The sequence below is a fragment of the Paenibacillus sp. WC2504 genome, assembly GCF_052682475.1.
On the sequence record NZ_JBQZFH010000001.1, the window covers coordinates 7,583,203 to 7,603,120 of the forward strand.

Consider the following 19,918-nt stretch of genomic DNA (forward strand, 5'->3'; position numbering starts at 1 on the left):
CCCTAATAATGGTAAGTCTAGTGGGATGAAACTTTATATTTAGAATACATCTTACTTTTGTCAACTGTTTGTCAGCGAACATACTTTCTTGTTTCAGTTGCCTCTTTATAACTGCAAAACTCGCAGTTGCTTAGCCCTTTGAGTAATATCAATATTTTGGGTTGATCTAGCACGAATCTCATCGGGCACCTCGCTTTCATCTACAATTCTAGTTTCACTTTCAATCGTGATGATCTGCTTGCCGCCGCTAAGCTTTCGAATATACATACGGGACCAGGAATTCAATTTACCTCTAATATTAGATATCCAATTCTTAATATCATCCCAGAAAGTGCTCGCTAGGGCTCCAGCAATTAATCCGATGATAAGCCATCCAATCATTTTAAATCATCCTCCCTGCAAATACTTTATGATCAAGAAATAATAGGTATAGTTCTGACGTGAAAATAGCTCTCCAATAATGCTAGATTATCGCCAAACTCATTTAAAACTATTGCCGAAGTAAGATCCTGCCTCTGCTGAAAGTTCAATAGATCACAACGAATTTTGTCTCCGGTCTCAGATAGTTTTAAAATTAAGTGAGTCATCATCGCGTTATCAAAATGAAACTCATTTTTATGCTCAGCCACCAATTGAACCAACTTCTGATCCTTATACAGTAGAAGCTTCCTGAACAAACTAAACGATTTGTATACTTTTGAATACCTAGACATCTTATGTTTTGCATGCTCGCCTGCATTGAGTGTCCCTAGAGTTTCAAAGAAGTAGTAGAGTGGATCTTGGCTTCCACCCAATCCCTTTAGTAATGCAATACTTTGTGGATGAGCTACAGCTTCAAATAGACGGTGATCATTGTAGTAATGCTCAATAGCTCTAGCCCACAAACGGGTTATTTTATCTGGACTCATAGATATATTAGGGACTACTGACGCTATATTACGCTCTAGTTCTGCATTCAGCTTCTGAGCAATCTCTGGATAAACCAAATAAGTATGGATCAGCTTATAGCAGGCCTTTCGAAATGCCATTTCCTGCAGTAAATATTGCTCAACTACTATAGGACTCCTGGCCACTCTCTTCCTTTCTGGCTGTTCTTCCGCTAGTATCAACGAATCTACCCCGACCTTTACTTTAATCGGGGAATCAATACGACCATGAAACAAAACTGCCTCACCCTGCTTTAGCCTAAGAAGCTCTGACATTTGGTCTTCATCCAAGCCCATTGAATCTCCCACAACTTGACGGTCATCCAAAGCATATAGCCGGTGGATTATCTTCAGGTTTGTATTCTTTATAATATCAGGAGATAGCTTCGTCGGAATCTGATCAGCAATTACTAGGCCTTGGCCATAAGTACGTATCTCTGATAGCAGATTATTGAATGTTTCTACCGCTTTCCCTTTCATATCAGCATTCTCCTGGTTACCGGAGGGACGAGTGTTTTCAAGCAAACGGTGTGCCTCTTCAATAACAAGTAGGTGTTTTAACGAACCGCTATGTTCTCCTAACGAAATATAATGCTCGTAGATGGCAATTAACAGCAAGCCCATCAGAAATACTTTCTCTTGGTCGTCCCCAATGTATTCTAGCTCCATAATTGCCGGACCCTGAAGCAAGTTATGGATAGAATGTCCTTTTCTTGTATTTAACATGGTGCCCTTAGCCCCACTGAGCAGACTCCCTATTCGAACCTTTAGTGCTCCTCTAATATCACTAGCCAAGTCCGTTGAATATCCTACGGATTCTATCGCTTGATCTATCGCTAAGTACAGATCCTCCAGCGTAGGAAATAACTCAGATCTTTCTAAATCAGTTTCATAAATATTTATCCCCGAAATGAAATCCCAGCCTGATCGGCGATAAATTTGATAAAAGGCGGTTTCTAATATATATGGCATAGGCCCATACATAGGGAATGCAGCCACAAAGACCGATTTCAGATGATCCAAGTGGGTTTGAACATGGATATGCTCAGGAAACTCAAACGGATTAATCTTAAAGCTGTGGCTTCCCTCAATTCCTAAAGTAAACCGCTGTAGCACAGGAATTTGTATATCCAAATACTTATACTCCGTCTTGGCCGGCTCAAGCACAAGGAAAGGCACTTTTTTCTGAAAGGCCTGGGTTAGCAAACTCTTCACCGTGCTTGTCTTACCACTACCGGTGACACCTGATACGAATATATGACTTGTAAGATCTTTTAATGGAATATTCACAGGAACATTCGTTTGGTAAGATGTCATTAATCTCCCTAAGCCAACTTGATTATCTTTACTCTCTGTGACTTCTGCCCCAAATGGTACTCGAATTGTACGTTTCAGTCCGGGGGTAGCCCTCATAGGTAAAGCTAACAGAGCTGCTATATTATTGACACTAGCGAAGTTCAAATAGTCATGAGAGAATTGACTCTCCTTACGCAAACGGTACAAGCTTAATGAACCGGATCGTTTTGAAAACTGCTCCATATGCGCAGCAATCGCAGAGGCTGTATTCTTACCTCCATAAATGTTAAATACAGCAGAAGAGAAGATACTTCCCTGACTATTAAGCGTATATAAGTGGTTTTCTAATATCTCCTGTTGCTGTTTGGCTGTTACATTGGTAAGCTGGTAAGATAAATTTTCACCACCTACAATCATTTTCATGAAATTTTCGCCAAAATGTCCCTGCTCACCCACTTGTTTTTCTGCTTCCTTGGAGATACGGTTAATTTGTCCTTCTAATAAAGCCATCTGCTGGCTCATCTGCTCAGACCCCGCAACACTTAATTTTACCTGAATAAGGAAGGACTCATGGTTGGACAAACGGATCAATTCATCGATCAAATTTTCATCCCGGTCCTTTAAAACCAGCGGACTTGCACAACCTCGAAGTGTGACTTTTTCCTTAGCGAATGCCACATCTACTTCCATCTGTTCTTTGATCCAGTTGCATCGTGTAGTACAACTTTCCAAAATCTGTTGAAATCCCTGCTCCTCCGACAACAAAAAGTAGCTTAGTTGTTCATTACGATACTCTATCTGGATAAAAACATTTTTATCCTGCTTAAGTTGGGTATGTAAACATTCCAAAATCTCCCTCGCCGTGGAAAATCCAGAGTTTAGTTTCACTTCTAATTCCTGCTGTACTTGAAATACAAAATAGCTTTCTTTTTCTTCAGAGAAGTCTACTTCATTTATTTTGTAAAAGGTCATCCGCCTCTATTACCCCCATGTTCCATAAAAATATGTATTCTCGGGCAGATATAGAATGAAACAAGCGGTTAAAAGCGCCGGCAAGTTCAGACGGTAAAGTAGCATTAAAAGTTCCAAGAAGCTCTTCCAGCTGTTTTTTTTCGTATAAACCATTCATTAACAATAGCTGAATCTTATCATCCTTGATCATATCAAATAAACTACCAGGCAAATATTCTATTTGGTTGTCCCCAATCAAGTTAAGCTTGGCTATTCTTAGTTCAATATCCCGCTTTAAAGAAGCTGCTGCTCGTAATAGCTCAACCTTTTCGAGAAAATTTAAATCCTTGAGCGTTGAGTCCGATATATAGCAGGAATATCGGGAAAATTGGTCCCTTAATACTGAATCTTGAGTACGTAACGCCAGAACGACCATACCTTCGTTTATCGACACGATTAATTCATCCCCTAACTTAAGAAAATTGCCTGTTGAACGGCTTGTTCCGGTAGTCCAACGATGAGACGGCCTCCAGCGTCTTGAATGCTTTGTACAATTTCCGTTCCCATTGTAGGATTGGCCATTAACGATTTTGCCGTATCTTCGCTTATCACAACATAGGATTGATCCGCAATACTTTTGCCTGCCGCTATCTGTTGTTGTAGCTCCCCGCTAAGCAGCTCCTGACGAAGATACGGGAGCCCTCCATTCTTCACTTCGAACGAGGCAGAATCCCCTTTAATGATGTCATAATTGTTGTCGAGAAATAGATGATTATCTGCCAAGTTTATTTCAACCTGCTTCAAATTAGCGTTCGATTCTGTGAGAACAAGGTCTACTTTATTCGAGGTTGTAGCCGCTTCCAATTGCACCGGTACTTGTGTCTTCACTTCGCCGTAAGGGGATAGTTGAGCTTCCATGACGCTTTCTCCCATCTGGCCTTTAATTTGCACGTTATTGAACAAAGCTCTTGCTGCCTCTGGATTTTGAATGGAGGTTTCTCTGAATTCAGCTAGCTTCTTGTATCGATCTTGATCTAGCAGTTGATTTAATGTATCGACTGTTTTTTCATTGAACTGAATTTCAGATACCCCTATGCCATCGGTCATCTTTCTGCTCAATTCAAAGGCATGTGATGCCCACTCCTGTATGGCTGTGGTTTCAGCCACCTTTTCAGCAGCAATTACAGCGGCCGTTGACGTCACCGGTTCCATTCCATCATTCTCCTTTTCTAGGCGGTAACGGGTGAAGCTTCTGCGGGCATTGCAATTTCAAAGATGAGTTCGCCTTTTGTTCGGAGCTCATCCAAAGATTGCGATGTAAGATAGCTTACGTTAAACTGTTCATTATTCGTTTTTCTGACCCATTCGTTTTGATCGTTCTGGAAGTAATACTCCGAATTCACTAGAATCTGCTTATCTTGCTCTGCCAAGGCAATCGTTAGACGCCCTGAAACATACCGGAGTCCACCTTTTCCCAACTCTTGCAAAATTATTTCGTCGCATGCTTCAGAGTAGCTATCTATTAAATCGTTTAATAGCATAGGTTTATTTCGCTTTCTCACAGCACTATATATAACTGTAGCTGCAACAGATATAATAATTCCACTGGCAATGATCCAACGGTCTTCCATTTCTCTATCCTTCCTTCCACAAATTAATTACTAGTGTTGTAATGGATTCGTTATTTCGAATGCCATCTCTTTCAGTTCTCTTAATTTAGCGATACTTCCGGGTGCCAGTATGCCAATATGCTGGTCGCTTGTATGCGTCTTAAGTACCCAGTCTTTATCTTCTTTTAGAAAATAGGCCTCAATAGCAACTCTAAAATAATCTGTTGAACCGATAATCTCGATTGTGAACTTACCGCTAACAAAGGAAAGCCCCTCATGCTTTATGCTTTGGGTGATAATTCGATCAATTTGCGTGCTATACCTCTCAACCATTCTATTCAACGACGGTTTATTAAGAGGAATTCTTCCTCTATCTGATTGCTCTTTTCGAATCATTTCCCATTCTAAGGAGAGCAAACGGTCAAACGTATCTCTATTGGAGTAATTCGCCATCCAGACACCCTCTTTTTACAAATACAATTTCAATTCTTTTTCCAAGTCACTCGTAATGTTAATCTCTTTATTCATTTGATGTGCTTTCGCACGAATTTCCGGCGGCACTTCTGATTCAGGCACTTTTCTCGTCTCCGTCGTTACATGCCATTGTCCTTTTTCATCCTTCTGGTAAGCCTTAGCCATCTGGATATAGGCTTCTTTTGTCCGCTTCATAAATGCTTCAAATCCTATGACAACGGCTTTTATAGCCATCTTTACTTTTTTCATCAGGCCCTGAAACCAATTCTTAATTTCGTCCCAAAATGATGCGATAACACCCACAGCCAAAACGGCAGCTGCTGCGATCAATAGCGTTGTAAGAATCATAACAATCTAACCTCCAGTAATAGTGCTGCCTAACTGCGATTTTACAAACTCCTCGCTAACAGGCTTGCTTTCAAAGTGAATGACTTCAGGGCCTTTATTGGCTGCAAGACTCTTTTTAATGTCCTCGAGCGCCGCCCTAAAATGTCGGTGACTCACCTGATGTTCATTTAACCTCGCGGCTGCAAAGGCAGCCATAAGGATAGCATTAGATATATCACTCCCTGACACTTGATCGTATTCTGACGCCAGCTCGGAGACGTTAACATCCGTAGGCATTTTAGCTGGAATCAAACTTCTCAGGATCCGTACACGACAGTCAAGGTCAGGTAGTTCAAATTGTATGTGAGCCACAATCCTTCTCATAAATGCAGGATCATAATTGGTTATATTATTGGTTGCAAATAAAATAACACCCTGATAGTCGTTTAACAATGTCAGCATAACGGAACGTGTCTGATTAACACTTGTGTCGGTTGCATTGTTCATATTGGTGACTCGCCTACTTAAAATCGCATCCGCTTCATCGAAAAATAGGATGCTTTCAGTCTCTGTTGCGATACGGAATGCCTCCGTTAAATTCTTAGGCGTGTCTCCCACATACTTTGATTCAATATCCGCGTAATTAATTATCATTAACTTTTTGTTCATCTCATGTGCAATAGCGTGGGCTACCATTGTTTTACCAGTTCCTGGTGGACCGTATAGATTAATCCCTACTTTGCGAGAATGATTGTGAGTTTCGGATAACCCCCATTCGTTGAACACTTTTTCACTCATTGTCCTAATTGCGAGAGCATTCTTGATAGAATTTAATGTCTTTTCCGGCAAGATCACTTCGTCAAGACGATATTTGGGGATTTGTGGTGTGAACGAAGGATGGATCAAGGTTACATTCTCTTGTTTTTGAGCCGTTGCCTCCGGCTGCCTAGAAGAAAGGGGCATACCTGCGGAAGTTGGAGATATCGGAATAAGAGCCAAAGTTATCATTTTCCTTTCAAATAGATTAGCGAATCTTACTAAGAATACGGGAATCCATAGAGAATGATAGAAAACTACATTATTCTCTATACATTAAGATCAGCATTAACTTAATAACCATAAATCATTATTTCTAGATAACTTTGGGTAATTTGGGCAATAAAAAAACCATCGCATCCAGATAAGTGATGAGTTTGCCGCCCGGCACACCACTTTAGACAACCTAGCCGCCATAGATTTATTCACCATCCTTAGGCCCAAAGCTTTGCGTCCTTATTTTTCAATAAGTTTGCTATTATCTAGTAGCAAAAGTCATAATCTTATTGAGTTAGTATAGGCCTAAAGCAACACTCAGTCAACTTAATATTACAAAATTTGATGTATCTCTTTATGAGAAATAGGCCTTAAATACTACTCAGTAAGAGGACTACAATTTCCTCATAAATACAATTTCAACTCTCTTCCCAACTCCCTGTTAATATCCGTCTTTTCGTACATCAGTTGTACCTTTTCGAGAATTTCAGTTGGCACCTCTGATTCAGGAACGGTTCTGCTTGCCTCTGCTAAATGCCATTGGCCTCTTTCATTCTGACCATAGACTTTCATCATTTGTATATATGATTCTTTTGTCTGCATGATAAATGCTTGAATTCCTATAAACACTGCCTTTAAAAGGGTCTCCAATTTTCTAGTAATACTTTTAAGCCAAGTTTTGATTTCATCCCAAAATATAACTGTGGCTAAAGCAACTGAGACAGCAGAAATTAAAATTAGTAATGTTGTTAAGATCATGTTCATAAACCTCCTATTTTGATTTTGACTGAAGACGCACATTTTCAATCACCTATGGTTGCCCTCTTCCTTTCACTATACTTATTAGAAAACCCAATCAAATCTCCCCAGAAATTAAATATTATTATAAAAATAAAACAGATCCAATTAATGGATCTGCTCTATTTATACCCTTACAATGCCTTAAACTCATACAAAAATTTCTTTTTTCGTCTTTCGGTACTTTCTATATTACTCTCAATAATTTCAGCAAATAATAATTCAATAGTTTCCTCTTCTTTCAAGTCCCTTTCTCTTTCCCTAAGTCCAAAGAGTGGAGTATTCTGTGTTCGATTCATAATATAACAATAATCTAAAGATTGGTTTTCAATAATTTCCATTATATTGAGTTTATCAAAATTACATAGATCCCTAATTCTTTTATGAATATTAATATCTATTTCCCATGGCAGTATTTCATCATCTAGAATTTGAATTAATTGATTTGTATTAAGAAGTAACTGATCTGCAAATTGTGTAATTGTAATATTTTTTTCGGATATATAGGCACTTAAATACTCACCAAAACTAATTACTTTACGGTCAAGACACCAACCTTTACCTTCATTATTACTCTGTTCAAGAGTTTTAATTGTTCTATTGTTTTTATAGTATTTAATGTCTTGTATATATTCATTTCCAATCAAGGGTCTATCAAACAAAATCTCTTTATACATTTCTATTTTCTTGTTTATCATCATAGATCACCTAGTATCTTAGATTAATTACACATAATAAGTTCTGTCATATGCTATATATAATTATGCTGAGGGAAGGCTCTGGTTAGAGAGCCCTTCCGCATTTATTATTTCCAATGTTATTAATAAGCCGAATAATGTCTATTATGTATTTTTTCTAATTTCTTTTTTGCCTTTTCCAACCGGTTACTAACCCTTTCTTTAGTTATACCTAAACTTAGAGCAGTCTCTTCCGTTGAAAAACCATCTACATATCGAAGCTTACATACTTGATATTGCTGAGTAGTAAGTTGCTGAAACATTTGATAAAGCTCAGTTATTGTCTCTTCTAGAATTATTACTTCCTCCGGGTCACCATTGGGGGCCGCCAGCTTTTCTGAAAACTGGTGTATTTCAAGTTCCTTATGCCGTTTACGCCTCATGTACTGTTTTGCTTCATTTAAAACCATGTGATCAATAATGCCATTAACATACGTTTTAAAAGTACTCCTATTCGGGTCGAAGCGTTGTACAGCAAAGTAAAGTTCACCTATTAGTTCATGCACGATGCGGTCAAGTAAATGAGGATTAACAATGTCAGAAAACTTATGAAAATTAAATCTCCGAAAAGCCTCAAACCGGCAATGCAAACAAAACTCATTCCACAACGTAGATTCGGGATCACGTCCTTCCATAACTGCCTTATAAATGGGATAAAATCTCTGGCTCATAGGATATCACCAACTTAAACAGATTTGCTATCAATTAACCTATTACTATCTCTATGAAAATCTCCCCTCCCTTTGAAAAAAAGATAGGATCATTTTTAATTGTACCATTTACCATTATGTGGAGGAAGTCCGATATGGAAAATTTTATAAACCGCAACGGCTGCCTGACTGACAGTTGCTCCTTCTATTAATTTAGAGATCAGCCACTGTAACAAATAATTAATTACAGCTTATGTCGTCAATTCGAACCATACATATTTGCATTTTGTATGATACAAATTCCCCAATAGCGAAGAAAGAGGTGCCTCGGCACCTTCTCCGCTATTCTTCCCAGTCGGGATGGTCTTTCATTATATATGATCCTGGATTGGTCATAATTTTGTTCTAAGTAGTAAATTGACTTTACTCATGAATCCAATGGACTTTTCGAGGTAACTTTTACTTATTAATTGAATATATTTACTATATTTTTAAGAAATATGTTTAAATCTGGTGACTCATCTTAGCTGACGATTAATTGCTTGTTTAAGTAACTTATTGTATTCAATTTTAAGTTCATATATTTCTTCGAGAGTTTTAACAGAAGTAAATTGGTCCACGATTTGTCTCAGAGGTTGTAAATCCTCTTCAGTTAAGTTACTTTTAAGCTTTTCTAATGACTTATTAGATTCTAATCCCTTTTTATGATAGTTGGGATAACTTGTCTTGGTAATCCTCTCGCGTATCTTCTCACCAATTTTTGATGCATGTTTTAATAAATCAATAATTTCATCTTTTAAACTGTCGTATTTCTGCTTTAGTTTAACTAGTTCTTCGTCTTCATAAATTATTCTGTTGATATCAGCTTTATACGGTACCCAATTCCCTTTCTGTATTTCTTCATCACTCCATTCTATATATTTATCTATTTTCTTTATTACATTTTCAATATTAACCTTTTTTTCATCTCTAATATAGGCAGCTCTTTTTTCTCCAGTTCTTAACCATAATGCGTAAGGAATGTTTCCTCTCCCTGTATTACAGGGTAAGCAAGATGGTACTGCATTAGAGATTGAAGTTATAAATTCAGTTTCTTTAGAACCCAATGTCATTGAATTCAAATGATCCCAACAAGTCATCTCTTCACCACAGTAAACACATTTTGGATCCTCGTCTTTGTTAAAACCTAATGCTTCGATTGCTTTAATCTTTTCCTCACTGTTTGGTATTATATAAGGTTTCATCCCTATACTAGCATTCCTATTAATAGAACTAACTAGACTGCTCAGTTTATTTGAAGCTGGAAATTTCATAGAAACCCATGTTTTCTTCCCTCTTTTTTCATCCAATTATATCCAGCCCTTCGCGAGGTTATTTAAGGAAAATTACTTAATTAATGACTTATGAAAGTTGAATAAAACTCTAGAAACGTTTTAAACAGACAGTCACTGCTTACTTAATAGTGATTACACCTGATCCCCATATTTCCATATTTCCATTTTTTCATCTATCATTTTAATAATATTTCAGAGAAACTGCGCAGGCGAATCAGATTAGTTTCTGGAGCGAAAGGGCGCACTGAAACAAGGGAGACTCCCCTCTTGTTAAAATATGGTCACATAATTAGAACTCTATAGTTACCTTCGAGGCTTACCCTCCAATGTCTCACAGCTAAGCAACCATAGAACACGCCCGATTGAAAAGAGCCTTCTGCCACCTTACTCCAATACTTCTCTAAGATTGACTTGGTGTCTGACTGCTGATCGAAGAGGTATGTGACGCCCCCAGCGGCCTGAACAACCAAAATATATCCTTCCTTGGCGTAATAAAGGCCTTCGTCCTCCTGAAAAACAAACGTAAGCAGCATAATTCCGTCATGTTAACAGATCACATGTTGTTGAAAGTAGTTACTTATCAAATAGACCGATCTCTGCGTCTGGTTACCTCCGAGACCGATGTAGTCTATCGTCGAAGCATGAAGATCACGGCCACGCAACAGGATAGTTTTTGGCCGCAAACACCTTCAACTGCAGAATATAGGATGTTTGCTCCGCCAAGAATACAAGGTTCTCGTTCTGACTGTCATAGTAACCGTTGTCTTCAAAAAGCAGAGTAGACTCTCCTTAAAAACATACTTTTTATTCACTTATCCCTCAATTCCTTGCTCTCCACAACTATGATATATAGAACTTATTTTGCAATAGGATGGTCCTTAATAAAGATGTAACGTGCCCTTTCATATAACTCAAAGTGATAATTTCAAGGCAAACAATACTTTTCAACGGTTGGTAAATTATATGAATAATCCCGAAAATCATCCTGATACTTATAAGCTCTCTATTAATTCTGAAAGAATCTGATTTTTTTCAATTTTATTTGATAAGTTCTTATATTTTGTTTTGTTATATTTAGGATTACAAAAGTTAATTAGGATCTTTTCTAATTTTACCAGTGTATTTTTATCAACCTCACCCTTTGTATTGGCTTCAAATCGAATCATTGCAAATTCGAAATTTCTAATAACTTTTGCTGCATTAATTAAGTCAGAAAGATTTTCTGTTCTCATGAATCCATTAAGAAAGTTATTAAATCCTCCTACTTCCCTTTAATCAAAATGGCCACCTAATCTCTCAAAAAATGGTCTTGAAGAAGCTTTTCCTATGTACACGACTTCCTTAGTTCTGTTTTTAAAGATGTATACGCCATTTCCAACAAATGTGTCCTTATCTTCAAAAAGTACTAAGTCCATTAATTTCAACTCATCGACTGTTGAAAATGTGGTGTTATTAATAATTTTTATTAAATCTGCTAAGGTACTGTTTTTAATCTGTTCAAAATAAATAACATCACAAAATTTCAATGCAATTTTCCCCTTAAAGATTTATGAGTTTGATTGGCGGATTAACATTATACATAACATACTTTTTTGCCTTGGGAGTACTTCCGAAGGCTATGTAAACCTTATTCTTGTACTGTTTTAAAATGGAACAATCAACAGCATTCTAAGATGTAAATCCCACTTAATAATCCTGTAAGTCATCATCGATTTGACTACAATTTATGAAAATTTTCTTTGGAATTTATTAACAATCTACATCTTGATTTGTTTTTATATCAATCATTCCGTCTTCAGAAATAATTACAATTAAACATTTATATTTATCTTTAACTCCATTTATATACTTTAAGGCTGAATTATACCTTGCGCCTCTTGCGATATTGCCTATTCCTTGGTCAGCTTGGCCATCTAATATTACACCGATTGCATGACATACTCCTTTTGGGTCGAATAATAAAGCGCCGTCAATGGAAGAGCAATCGTAGATATAGTTTTTGGAAAAAAGCTCTTGTGATTTTAATTTGAATGATTGAGATGAAAGTCTTTCTGCTTCTTCTTTCGCACCGTCTGTTATTACTAACATAGTTCCGTGATTTTGTGATTGAGCCTCGACCACAAACTCCCATACAAGTTGTGCATCTTCACCAAAATGGTTCCTATATGTACTTTCAAAATCATTTTTACTAATAGAAAATCGAGGAAGAAACGGTACACCATAAACCACTGACATGATTGGTTTAGCAATCGGATTTTCCAGCACCCATTTTCCATGTTGGGAAAATCTAACCACTACTTGTGAGGTGTTTTTATCATCTGAATCTAAAGGTTTTCCGAACCCTAAAACTTTTACTCCATCTGATAGTAAATACATCTCATTCTTTGATATCTCTAATAACTTTCTTATTGCTCTATAGTTAGTTAATTCAACAGGTTGTTCTAGCAATATTTTCGATTGTAACTCCGTTGAATCTTTAAAGTTAAACAAAATTTTCCCTTGGTTTTCTGCACCTTCATATTTTAATAGGGATATGTTATTAAATACTTCATAAAACCTAATTTTATCAGTGTTATTAATGTAGCTTTCTAAGACAATTTGTCCATTCTGAACTAATTTTTCATCTATAAAATTATGAGAAGAATTAAAATACCAATAATTAATTGACTTGATAGTATTATTGTATAAAGCATTATTATTTTTAGGTAATTCTACAATAACAACTTTATATTCACATTGATTACCTCTATGAGGCTTATCTGTTTTTGCTAATCGAAAAATTGAATAATTGTAATTTTCAATAATTACATTTTTTTGTTTTTCTAAAATATCCGTTATCCCTTTTAAAAGCATCTCATCTCTATCTGGATTCCTAACAGGATATTTTAATTTCATATCAACAAGTTCACCATCAAGATTTCCATAATAATTTGAAACCATCGTAACTTTTTTAAAGACCATATCATGATTTTCTGAATAAGTAACAATAGAAGCTATAATGATATTTGGCTTTATGTCTAAACCTAATCTATTGAATAGTGAGTTAAAAAGATTAGTAGGATATTCTAATAGATCAGCACTGAGAGTTTCATGTTCTAATTTCTTATCAAAATCCATAGGACCTCCGAGTTAAATGTAAATTTATCATTGTTGTAGAGAATCAGACTATTTTTCACAAATTTTCAAACTAATTTTATTATAATAATATCCCTCTCGAAGAAAGCCAAAAGAGAGCCCGTCAAGGCTAGCTGTGTACCTTAACGGGCGTTTCATATTACGGCTCTTCCACGGATATCTGCCTGCATCCAACATCCTTGAATATCATAGTTTGGGAATGTGGGGGCAGAGGGCTAGCTCCCAGTGTCTCCTCCATGCGGGAGAGAAGGGCGAGGGTTTAACAGTTTTCTTTGACTAAAAGTATAAATTTGATGCAACACACTTATCGAATTCTTCCTTTCCATTGACCTTGCTCATCAAAACTTGATGACCGTGGCCAGCCAAACGCATTCCATAAAATATCAAAGGAAGTTCTGAAATGCCTGGCTAATTCGTTCATATTCTCAGGCATACCATGAACTACAGTTTCCGGAAGATGTAGATCATCCATATCAAATTCTTCTTCGGAAATTCTACCCCACGAGTCTTGAACACCCAATCGAAAACCTTTAATATTCAGCAGTGTTATATAAATTGATAACGGAGTCCCAATTCCCAACTGTTTCTGAGCAGAAATGTACTTAAACGAGTGTTCAATAACCTCTTCTTCTAACCCTCTGGAAGGTATTACTTTTTTACCTTGAACCCCCTTAAGTAGACCATTATCTACGGATTCAATACAGCCGCTTTTATAGATTTGAACATACGAATGAGCTAATTCTGCATCAGGCCATTTAGCAAATGTCATAAAACCATGAATATTAAACTTGTAATCCCAGCCCGTTGTATAAAAAGGAACTAGTTGAGCCGCGGTTTCTTTTAACACTGGTACCTCTAAGTTATGATTCTGATGTGGGACAAGATGTACACACAAAAAAGAGTCAAGCTCATTTACCAGTGGGATAATTGTTTTTCTTTCTCTAATAGCAGCTATTCTACTTTCCCAAAATTGCCTTACATTAATTACCTCAGTATTGCTCTTAAAAACTGGAACTTTTACTAACTCAAGCTTGCTTTCTTCATGTCGTGTGTCATTTATTGCATTTTCTGACTCACTTGAATTGATCTTTTTTAGCTCCATAACTTTGCGATAAAGGTGGTCCTGTATCACATTAGGATCATACTTTGCATACAGTCCTTTACCTTGATACTCTTTTTTGTAAGCATCTACTTTTGCAAGTTCTTCATAATTCAATCCATCTCTTGGTAGTGGTTTATCTAAAAAGTATAAAAGGACTTCTTTTCCCGATTTAATAAATATATCAATTTCCTCTAATGTTCCCGATAAATGTCCTTCAGTTGGAGTTCCTAATTTAGTCCAAAAAACTCCCACTAGAATGTCACATTTATTTACAATTTGTTCATTCACTAACTGTTGAGGATCATTTCCCCGATACGCAGGAACAGTATCCCTCTCCCATCGAGCAGGTAAAAGTATTACCCCCAAGTGCTCTGCAAACTTGTGGTTCCAATCAAAAATTGCAGCAGTAATTTCATCCCGCTCAAAAGCAACATCGGAGGGAGAAGCAATAAATACCCTTAATACTAGTGCATCGAAACTCACATTTAAACACCCCAGTTCGAACTTTAATTAATCTTCCAATATATTACATCAAGAAAGGTAGTTTGTCATTAAAGTTGAATATATAAGTCGTGACTAGGATATATAGTTGCTAAGAAACTAAAGATACATAATTGTGATTGTGATCCCCCACTATCGGGATTAATTGATGTCTGCTTCATGTATAATATTCAAAAACGCTTTGGGAAATCCCTCAATAATTTAAATTAAGCCAAAGCATATTACGACCTGGCTCCTTTAAATCATCTCAAAGTGTTTAAACGCAGCCTTAATATGTTCTTGCTTTTCCTTTGGGCAAGGATATTTCCTACTAATAGGAGAAAGACGATTCGGTGAAACACCTGGCTCTAGTCCACACTCATCTTTCATATGAGCTATCCAACAGGACTTCGCGGCATATCCATAATCATTTTTTATAAATGCTTGTATCTCCTTATAAGTCGCCACGATGCTCACACCTAATTTACTTTTTTATTCCAAATTATAACATATAAAAGCAACATAATCTGATTGTGTTTCATTCAATAATAAAGAGGTGCCGCGGCAGCACCTCTATTAATGAGTATTAATCCCCCATAATTAACCGAAATGGTATTCTTAATAAATACAAATAGCTTCTATAACTTCTTATATCTCTAAAGCAAATATAAAAGTCGCATGTTGTATTGCACAAACTCTTAAATAATCTATATATCGAGATGTTTACCACAATGACCAATATAAATAATATCCGAGTCAACATCAATATAATAATGAATTCGAATATATGGCCCTATTTTAATGTGCCATTCGAACAATCTTTTGCCTAATCCAGGAACTACAAATAATCGTTGAGCTTCGTACCGCTTTCTATTCAAGGTTTCATTGGATTCTCCTGATATGTCAAATCCAGTTTCCTCTTTGTAAAACTTCATTCTCTCTATATCATTTACTTTATCTTTAAGCAATTTCAAATCAATAATCTCTAAAGCTAGTATGGTATACAGGACTTCAGAATATCTACCATGAAAATTATGTTGCCTTGCGCTTTTTATAGCACTAGGTAAAATAATAATTTTACCAGTACGACTAGTAATTTCATCATACACATCAATAATATTTTTTAATATTAGATTCTTTTCAAAAAAACTTTCCAGAGAGGGGATGCCTATACAATTATTAATTTCTAATGATTTCGAGTTAGTACTAACTTTATAGTTCGATTCTATAAGGCAATGTTCATTCTCAAGAGAAAGTATATAACTTTGACCATCCTCAAAGCATATGGCTAATAGTTCTTCACATAACTTAGACTGAAATGTTGGCTTTATTGTTGGTTGTAATCTTGGTGTAGAGGAAAAATAAGGCCCACTATTCATAATACCTAGGATAAAAGCTGCTACTTCATTTACTCCCGAGTGTTTATGAAGATAATGCTGTAAAGCCCCCCCATCAAGTAACTCTGTGTTCCAAATATCCTCTCTTATTTTAAATCCGAAATTGTTTATTCGAAGTATTGGTATAAATCTTGCAATTTCTCCAAGATGACATTCAATATTATATGTAGATGTCATAGTTAAATAGTTGTGGTTTAAATAGAAATTATTCATAGTTTTATTTTATTAACCCCAACATATCGTTATAAGTTTGGTCAAAAAAGTCTTCTGGCCAAAAATCTAATCTTCCATCCTTAGTAATAATAATTTCCTCATATGTTACAACATCCTCTTTTTTTTCAAAAAAATATATATTTATATGTTCCAAAAGGTCAGGGTTTTGCTTTATCCTTAATCTAATTCTATTTATAATATGTTCACTATGCGTTTCAATCAATAATTTACGACCATGTTCAATCGCAAATATACATAAGTCACCAAGAATCCCTTGCAGCTTAGGATGAAGATGAACTTCAGGATTCTCAATTAACAACATATCACCTGGGTGACTACTTAATATCAAGGTTAGAACTGGAAGTATTTGAGAAATCCCAAAACCTACTTGGTTTAATGTATACTTTCTTCCACCAATATCTTCGACTAATAATTTGAAGTGATCTTCGATAAAATCGCAAGTAACTCTATAAGATTCACCTAATATTTTTTTTATCCATGCATCAAAAATATCCGAAAATACTTGATGATTCTGGCCATCTAATTCAAACTGTACATTATTATCCCAATTTGAATGAATTATCTCTGCTGTAAATTCTCCAGATAATCCAATCTGTGAAGATACAAGATTATTTTTTTCTCCTAATTTATCTAACCGAAATGCTTTAATATACTTTATTTTGTCATTAGTTGATAATAGCTCCAATAATTGACGAACATTACCGTATTCAGCACTACAGAGCTTTTGATAGTCTCTATTTTTAGAATTATATATTACGGGTTCTGGGACAACACCCTGGAATCTCACAAAACCATTATCTTTCGTACTTTTTATCTGATAAAAAATATCATGTTCATCATCAAGTAAAGTAAATGATATAGAGTGAACTTCATTATCGTTATTGGGATTATCCAATTTATAATTTACTTCAATTGAAGAAAGTACCGGGTTTTGACTAACAGGTAAGTGTTCAAATTTACTTGGACTATGATATATAAAAGATATTTCTAATTCTTTAAAAGCATACTTTTTTAATAATACCGGTGAAAAACGTACGGCAAATTCTATTGTTTCATCCAATGCCTTATCTTTAAATAATATATCTGAAAATTTCCCCATATTTAGCTGTTCATTTAGTGATAACACAGTATAACTCTCGCTTCTGTTCTGAGTAATAAGATATATAGCTTGTAATAAAGAAGATTTTCCAGAGTTGTTTGTTCCAGACACAATTGTTAAACCAGGAAAGTGAAAATTATTATAACCTTCGTATCCTTTGAAATCTTTAATGATAAACTCATTAATCATAAAGAGCCTCCGTCATCATTTGAATAGATACTATTCATAAATTTCATCCAAGTTTCAAATCTATACAATACCATTTTTTTATTTGAAGTGTTCTTTTTTAAAGAAAATTGGAACTCATTATCATTATTCAACAAAAAGAGTAAATGGTTATTGATTTGTTCACCATTGGATATTTCATTTTTAATGCACCTTGCAAAAGAATACGTTAGAATGTCAAATAAAGCCATATTAATTTTCGCAATATAATTGCTTTTACAAAAAGCATTTTCTCCAAATACTTGCAACAAATTATACATTGTTGTTTGAAATATCTCTCGAATTTGGTGGTATGATAATTTGTTAATAGTATTACTATCAACAAATTGATTAATAAACGAATTCATTTTACCTTTATATTGTTTGTATCCTAGAAAATAAAAAGCCAGAAATCTCAAAATCATCTCTTCAGCGATGTAACCATTGGGCTGAATATATTTTTCCGTTAAATTCAGAAACTCCTTCACTGTGGATAATTCTTTTAACCATAACCTTTTATCTCCCAGTTTTGAAAAAGCTATCTCATATCCGGTTAAATTTATGCTAGTAGTATTTATTCTTTGGAAAATCTCGAACTTAATACTTGAGTCCGAACTCTTCTTTAATATATTAACAAAAAAAGGATATTCTTGGACTTTCCTCTGTTGTGAAACTTCCAGTTGAGAAAAAAATACACCTTCAAGACCAGTTATTGATCCCTTTCTAAGACCAAATTTACCTTCAATAAAATCAATAATTGCTCTTAATCGTTGTTGCCCATCGATAACTTCCCATTTTCCCCGCTCCCTCTCAGCAAAATAAAGAGGGGGTATAGGGAAATTCATCAGTATTGACTCTATTAAATGGCTTTTAGTCTCAATATTCCAAACCTCACCACGTTGATATACCGGTTGTAATTCAATATCACCTCGTTTGAATCGATTAACTAAATCAAATAACGTGTATTGTCCCCTATCCATATTAATAAAAGGTAAGTTATTAAAAGAATTGTTCAATTGTGATATCCTCCTCTCCTTATAACTATTTCCAATATTAGTAATTTGTATTATCTTCTAAAGTAATGAGTCGTAATGAAATTTAATTAAATCGAACTCAATCATTAATTTCTTCATAAATTTTTGATTCCCTCTAAGGAAATCAAATCCCTATAATTAATTTAACTAATTAATGGAGATAAAGTGCAAATAGTTCGGCATATTGGCAATCTTTAAGCTTTATATAGTTCTTTAACACCAGTCTAACACCAGATCATTATAAAATCTAAAGAACGATCAATCCTAGTACGGGTTGATTGACAATAAAAACTTAAAATATGCACCGTTTCACGGATGCATGTCATTATTCTTTAAACACACCTGTCCCCTAAGGGACAGGTTCGGAGTATCCGGATGTGGGGATCCGCATGTCCAATTTTAGGAAAAAGGCCCATGAGTAAATTCATGGGCCTTCTTGATTTTACTATCTTTGCAATCACTCATTCTGGATTCTCTAATCGGGAAATGATCAACTTTAGAGAGCGCGTATCATAATTCATCAATCCTAAATATTTAAGAGTTGTTTCTATCATTTTATGCCTCAACTTTCGATGAATGGTGAAAAAATCGAAACCTTCCGTGTGCATCGAATAAGCCATTGTGTACCTTAACCAATGCGCTTTGACCACACGGATACCCGCTTTACGACATACCAATCGAATCAGATCGTCTAAGTGACCATTTCTCGTAAGTCTTTTGCCGGCTATAAAAAAAACATGCTCATTCCCTTGTTCTTGCCATTTACGATGATGAGGATGATCCAAAAATGAACGAAAATCATGTGTAAGCCACTTAGACATTATTACTGTATTTACTGAGGTTTTTTCGCCCCTGCCAACGTAAATAAGATTACGATTGAAGTCAATTTGAGAAGTCTTAAGTTCTCTGAGTTCCGTATTTCTTAGACCAGTACTAAGAAGTAAATAAATCATGATGTAATACTGGCGAAAAAATGGATCTAGTTTTATTGCCGCTTCAAGTAATAATCTACACTCTTCTTTAGATAGTGTCCGATCAAGCAATTTCTATCCACCCTTACTCATAAACTTGAGATTCTCTTATTATTAACCTTAAATC

General features: G+C 35.5%; 21 protein-coding genes and 1 riboswitch. All 21 genes read right to left on the minus strand.

Features of this window, described 5'->3' with window-relative positions; genetic code table 11:
- Positions 1-105: 105 nt before the first annotated feature.
- Positions 106-381, minus strand: coding sequence for a hypothetical protein (locus tag ACUN27_RS34755; RefSeq protein ID WP_445560435.1), 276 nt, complete (start codon positions 379-381; stop codon positions 106-108).
- Between the two features lie 32 nt (positions 382-413).
- The gene (locus tag ACUN27_RS34760) at positions 414-3,194 is read right to left on the minus strand and encodes an ATP-binding protein (protein WP_445560436.1); all 2,781 of its coding nucleotides are present in this window, start codon (positions 3,192-3,194) and stop codon (positions 414-416) included.
- Positions 3,172-3,627 carry a hypothetical protein gene (locus ACUN27_RS34765; protein WP_445560437.1) on the minus strand — a complete coding sequence of 152 codons (456 nt, stop codon included), beginning with the start codon at positions 3,625-3,627 and terminating at the stop codon, positions 3,172-3,174. The genes ACUN27_RS34760 and ACUN27_RS34765 overlap by 23 nt, the downstream gene beginning before the upstream one ends.
- A gap of 14 nt (positions 3,628-3,641) precedes the next feature.
- Entirely contained in the window at positions 3,642-4,385 is a 744-nt protein-coding gene (locus ACUN27_RS34770; RefSeq protein WP_445560438.1) for a hypothetical protein, read from the minus strand.
- Between the two features lie 17 nt (positions 4,386-4,402).
- Complete coding sequence (locus ACUN27_RS34775; RefSeq protein ID WP_445560439.1) at positions 4,403-4,804, minus strand: hypothetical protein; 402 nt, start codon at positions 4,802-4,804, stop codon at positions 4,403-4,405.
- Between the two features lie 30 nt (positions 4,805-4,834).
- Complete coding sequence (locus tag ACUN27_RS34780; protein ID WP_445560440.1) at positions 4,835-5,236, minus strand: hypothetical protein; 402 nt, start codon at positions 5,234-5,236, stop codon at positions 4,835-4,837.
- Between the two features lie 15 nt (positions 5,237-5,251).
- Positions 5,252-5,605, minus strand: coding sequence for a hypothetical protein (locus tag ACUN27_RS34785; protein ID WP_445560441.1), 354 nt, complete (start codon positions 5,603-5,605; stop codon positions 5,252-5,254).
- 6 nt (positions 5,606-5,611) lie between these two features.
- The gene (locus tag ACUN27_RS34790; protein WP_445560442.1) at positions 5,612-6,583 is read right to left on the minus strand and encodes an ATP-binding protein; all 972 of its coding nucleotides are present in this window, start codon (positions 6,581-6,583) and stop codon (positions 5,612-5,614) included.
- Between the two features lie 214 nt (positions 6,584-6,797).
- A riboswitch (cyclic di-GMP riboswitch) is annotated at positions 6,798-6,887 on the minus strand.
- A gap of 134 nt (positions 6,888-7,021) precedes the next feature.
- Positions 7,022-7,375, minus strand: a complete 354-nt coding sequence (locus ACUN27_RS34795; RefSeq protein WP_445560443.1) for a hypothetical protein — start codon at positions 7,373-7,375, stop codon at positions 7,022-7,024.
- Between the two features lie 173 nt (positions 7,376-7,548).
- Entirely contained in the window at positions 7,549-8,112 is a 564-nt protein-coding gene (locus tag ACUN27_RS34800; protein WP_445560444.1) for a hypothetical protein, read from the minus strand.
- Between the two features lie 122 nt (positions 8,113-8,234).
- The gene (locus ACUN27_RS34805; RefSeq protein WP_445560445.1) at positions 8,235-8,786 is read right to left on the minus strand and encodes a sigma-70 family RNA polymerase sigma factor; all 552 of its coding nucleotides are present in this window, start codon (positions 8,784-8,786) and stop codon (positions 8,235-8,237) included.
- Positions 8,787-9,319: 533 nt separating this feature from the next.
- Positions 9,320-10,150: a hypothetical protein gene (locus ACUN27_RS34810; RefSeq protein ID WP_445560446.1), complete on the minus strand. Its 831-nt coding sequence runs from the start codon at positions 10,148-10,150 to the stop codon at positions 9,320-9,322.
- 977 nt (positions 10,151-11,127) lie between these two features.
- On the minus strand, positions 11,128-11,367 hold the full coding sequence (locus ACUN27_RS34815) for a hypothetical protein (RefSeq protein WP_445560447.1): 240 nt from the start codon (positions 11,365-11,367) through the stop codon (positions 11,128-11,130).
- A gap of 39 nt (positions 11,368-11,406) precedes the next feature.
- Entirely contained in the window at positions 11,407-11,661 is a 255-nt protein-coding gene (locus ACUN27_RS34820) for a hypothetical protein (RefSeq protein ID WP_445560448.1), read from the minus strand.
- A 223-nt stretch (positions 11,662-11,884) separates the two neighbouring features.
- On the minus strand, positions 11,885-13,252 hold the full coding sequence (locus ACUN27_RS34825; protein ID WP_445560449.1) for a hypothetical protein: 1,368 nt from the start codon (positions 13,250-13,252) through the stop codon (positions 11,885-11,887).
- Between the two features lie 322 nt (positions 13,253-13,574).
- Entirely contained in the window at positions 13,575-14,855 is a 1,281-nt protein-coding gene (locus tag ACUN27_RS34830; RefSeq protein ID WP_445560450.1) for a hypothetical protein, read from the minus strand.
- 255 nt (positions 14,856-15,110) lie between these two features.
- A complete protein-coding gene (locus ACUN27_RS34835; RefSeq protein WP_445560451.1) occupies positions 15,111-15,320 on the minus strand; it encodes a hypothetical protein in 210 nt (69 codons plus the stop codon).
- Between the two features lie 239 nt (positions 15,321-15,559).
- Positions 15,560-16,462, minus strand: coding sequence for a hypothetical protein (locus ACUN27_RS34840; protein WP_445560452.1), 903 nt, complete (start codon positions 16,460-16,462; stop codon positions 15,560-15,562).
- Positions 16,463-16,466: 4 nt separating this feature from the next.
- Positions 16,467-17,771, minus strand: coding sequence for a DUF3696 domain-containing protein (locus tag ACUN27_RS34845; protein WP_445560453.1), 1,305 nt, complete (start codon positions 17,769-17,771; stop codon positions 16,467-16,469).
- Positions 17,768-18,802: a DUF262 domain-containing protein gene (locus tag ACUN27_RS34850; protein ID WP_445560454.1), complete on the minus strand. Its 1,035-nt coding sequence runs from the start codon at positions 18,800-18,802 to the stop codon at positions 17,768-17,770. The genes ACUN27_RS34845 and ACUN27_RS34850 overlap by 4 nt, the downstream gene beginning before the upstream one ends.
- A 479-nt stretch (positions 18,803-19,281) precedes the next feature.
- Positions 19,282-19,863, minus strand: coding sequence for a tyrosine-type recombinase/integrase (locus ACUN27_RS34855; protein WP_445560455.1), 582 nt, complete (start codon positions 19,861-19,863; stop codon positions 19,282-19,284).
- Positions 19,864-19,918 lie beyond the last annotated feature (55 nt).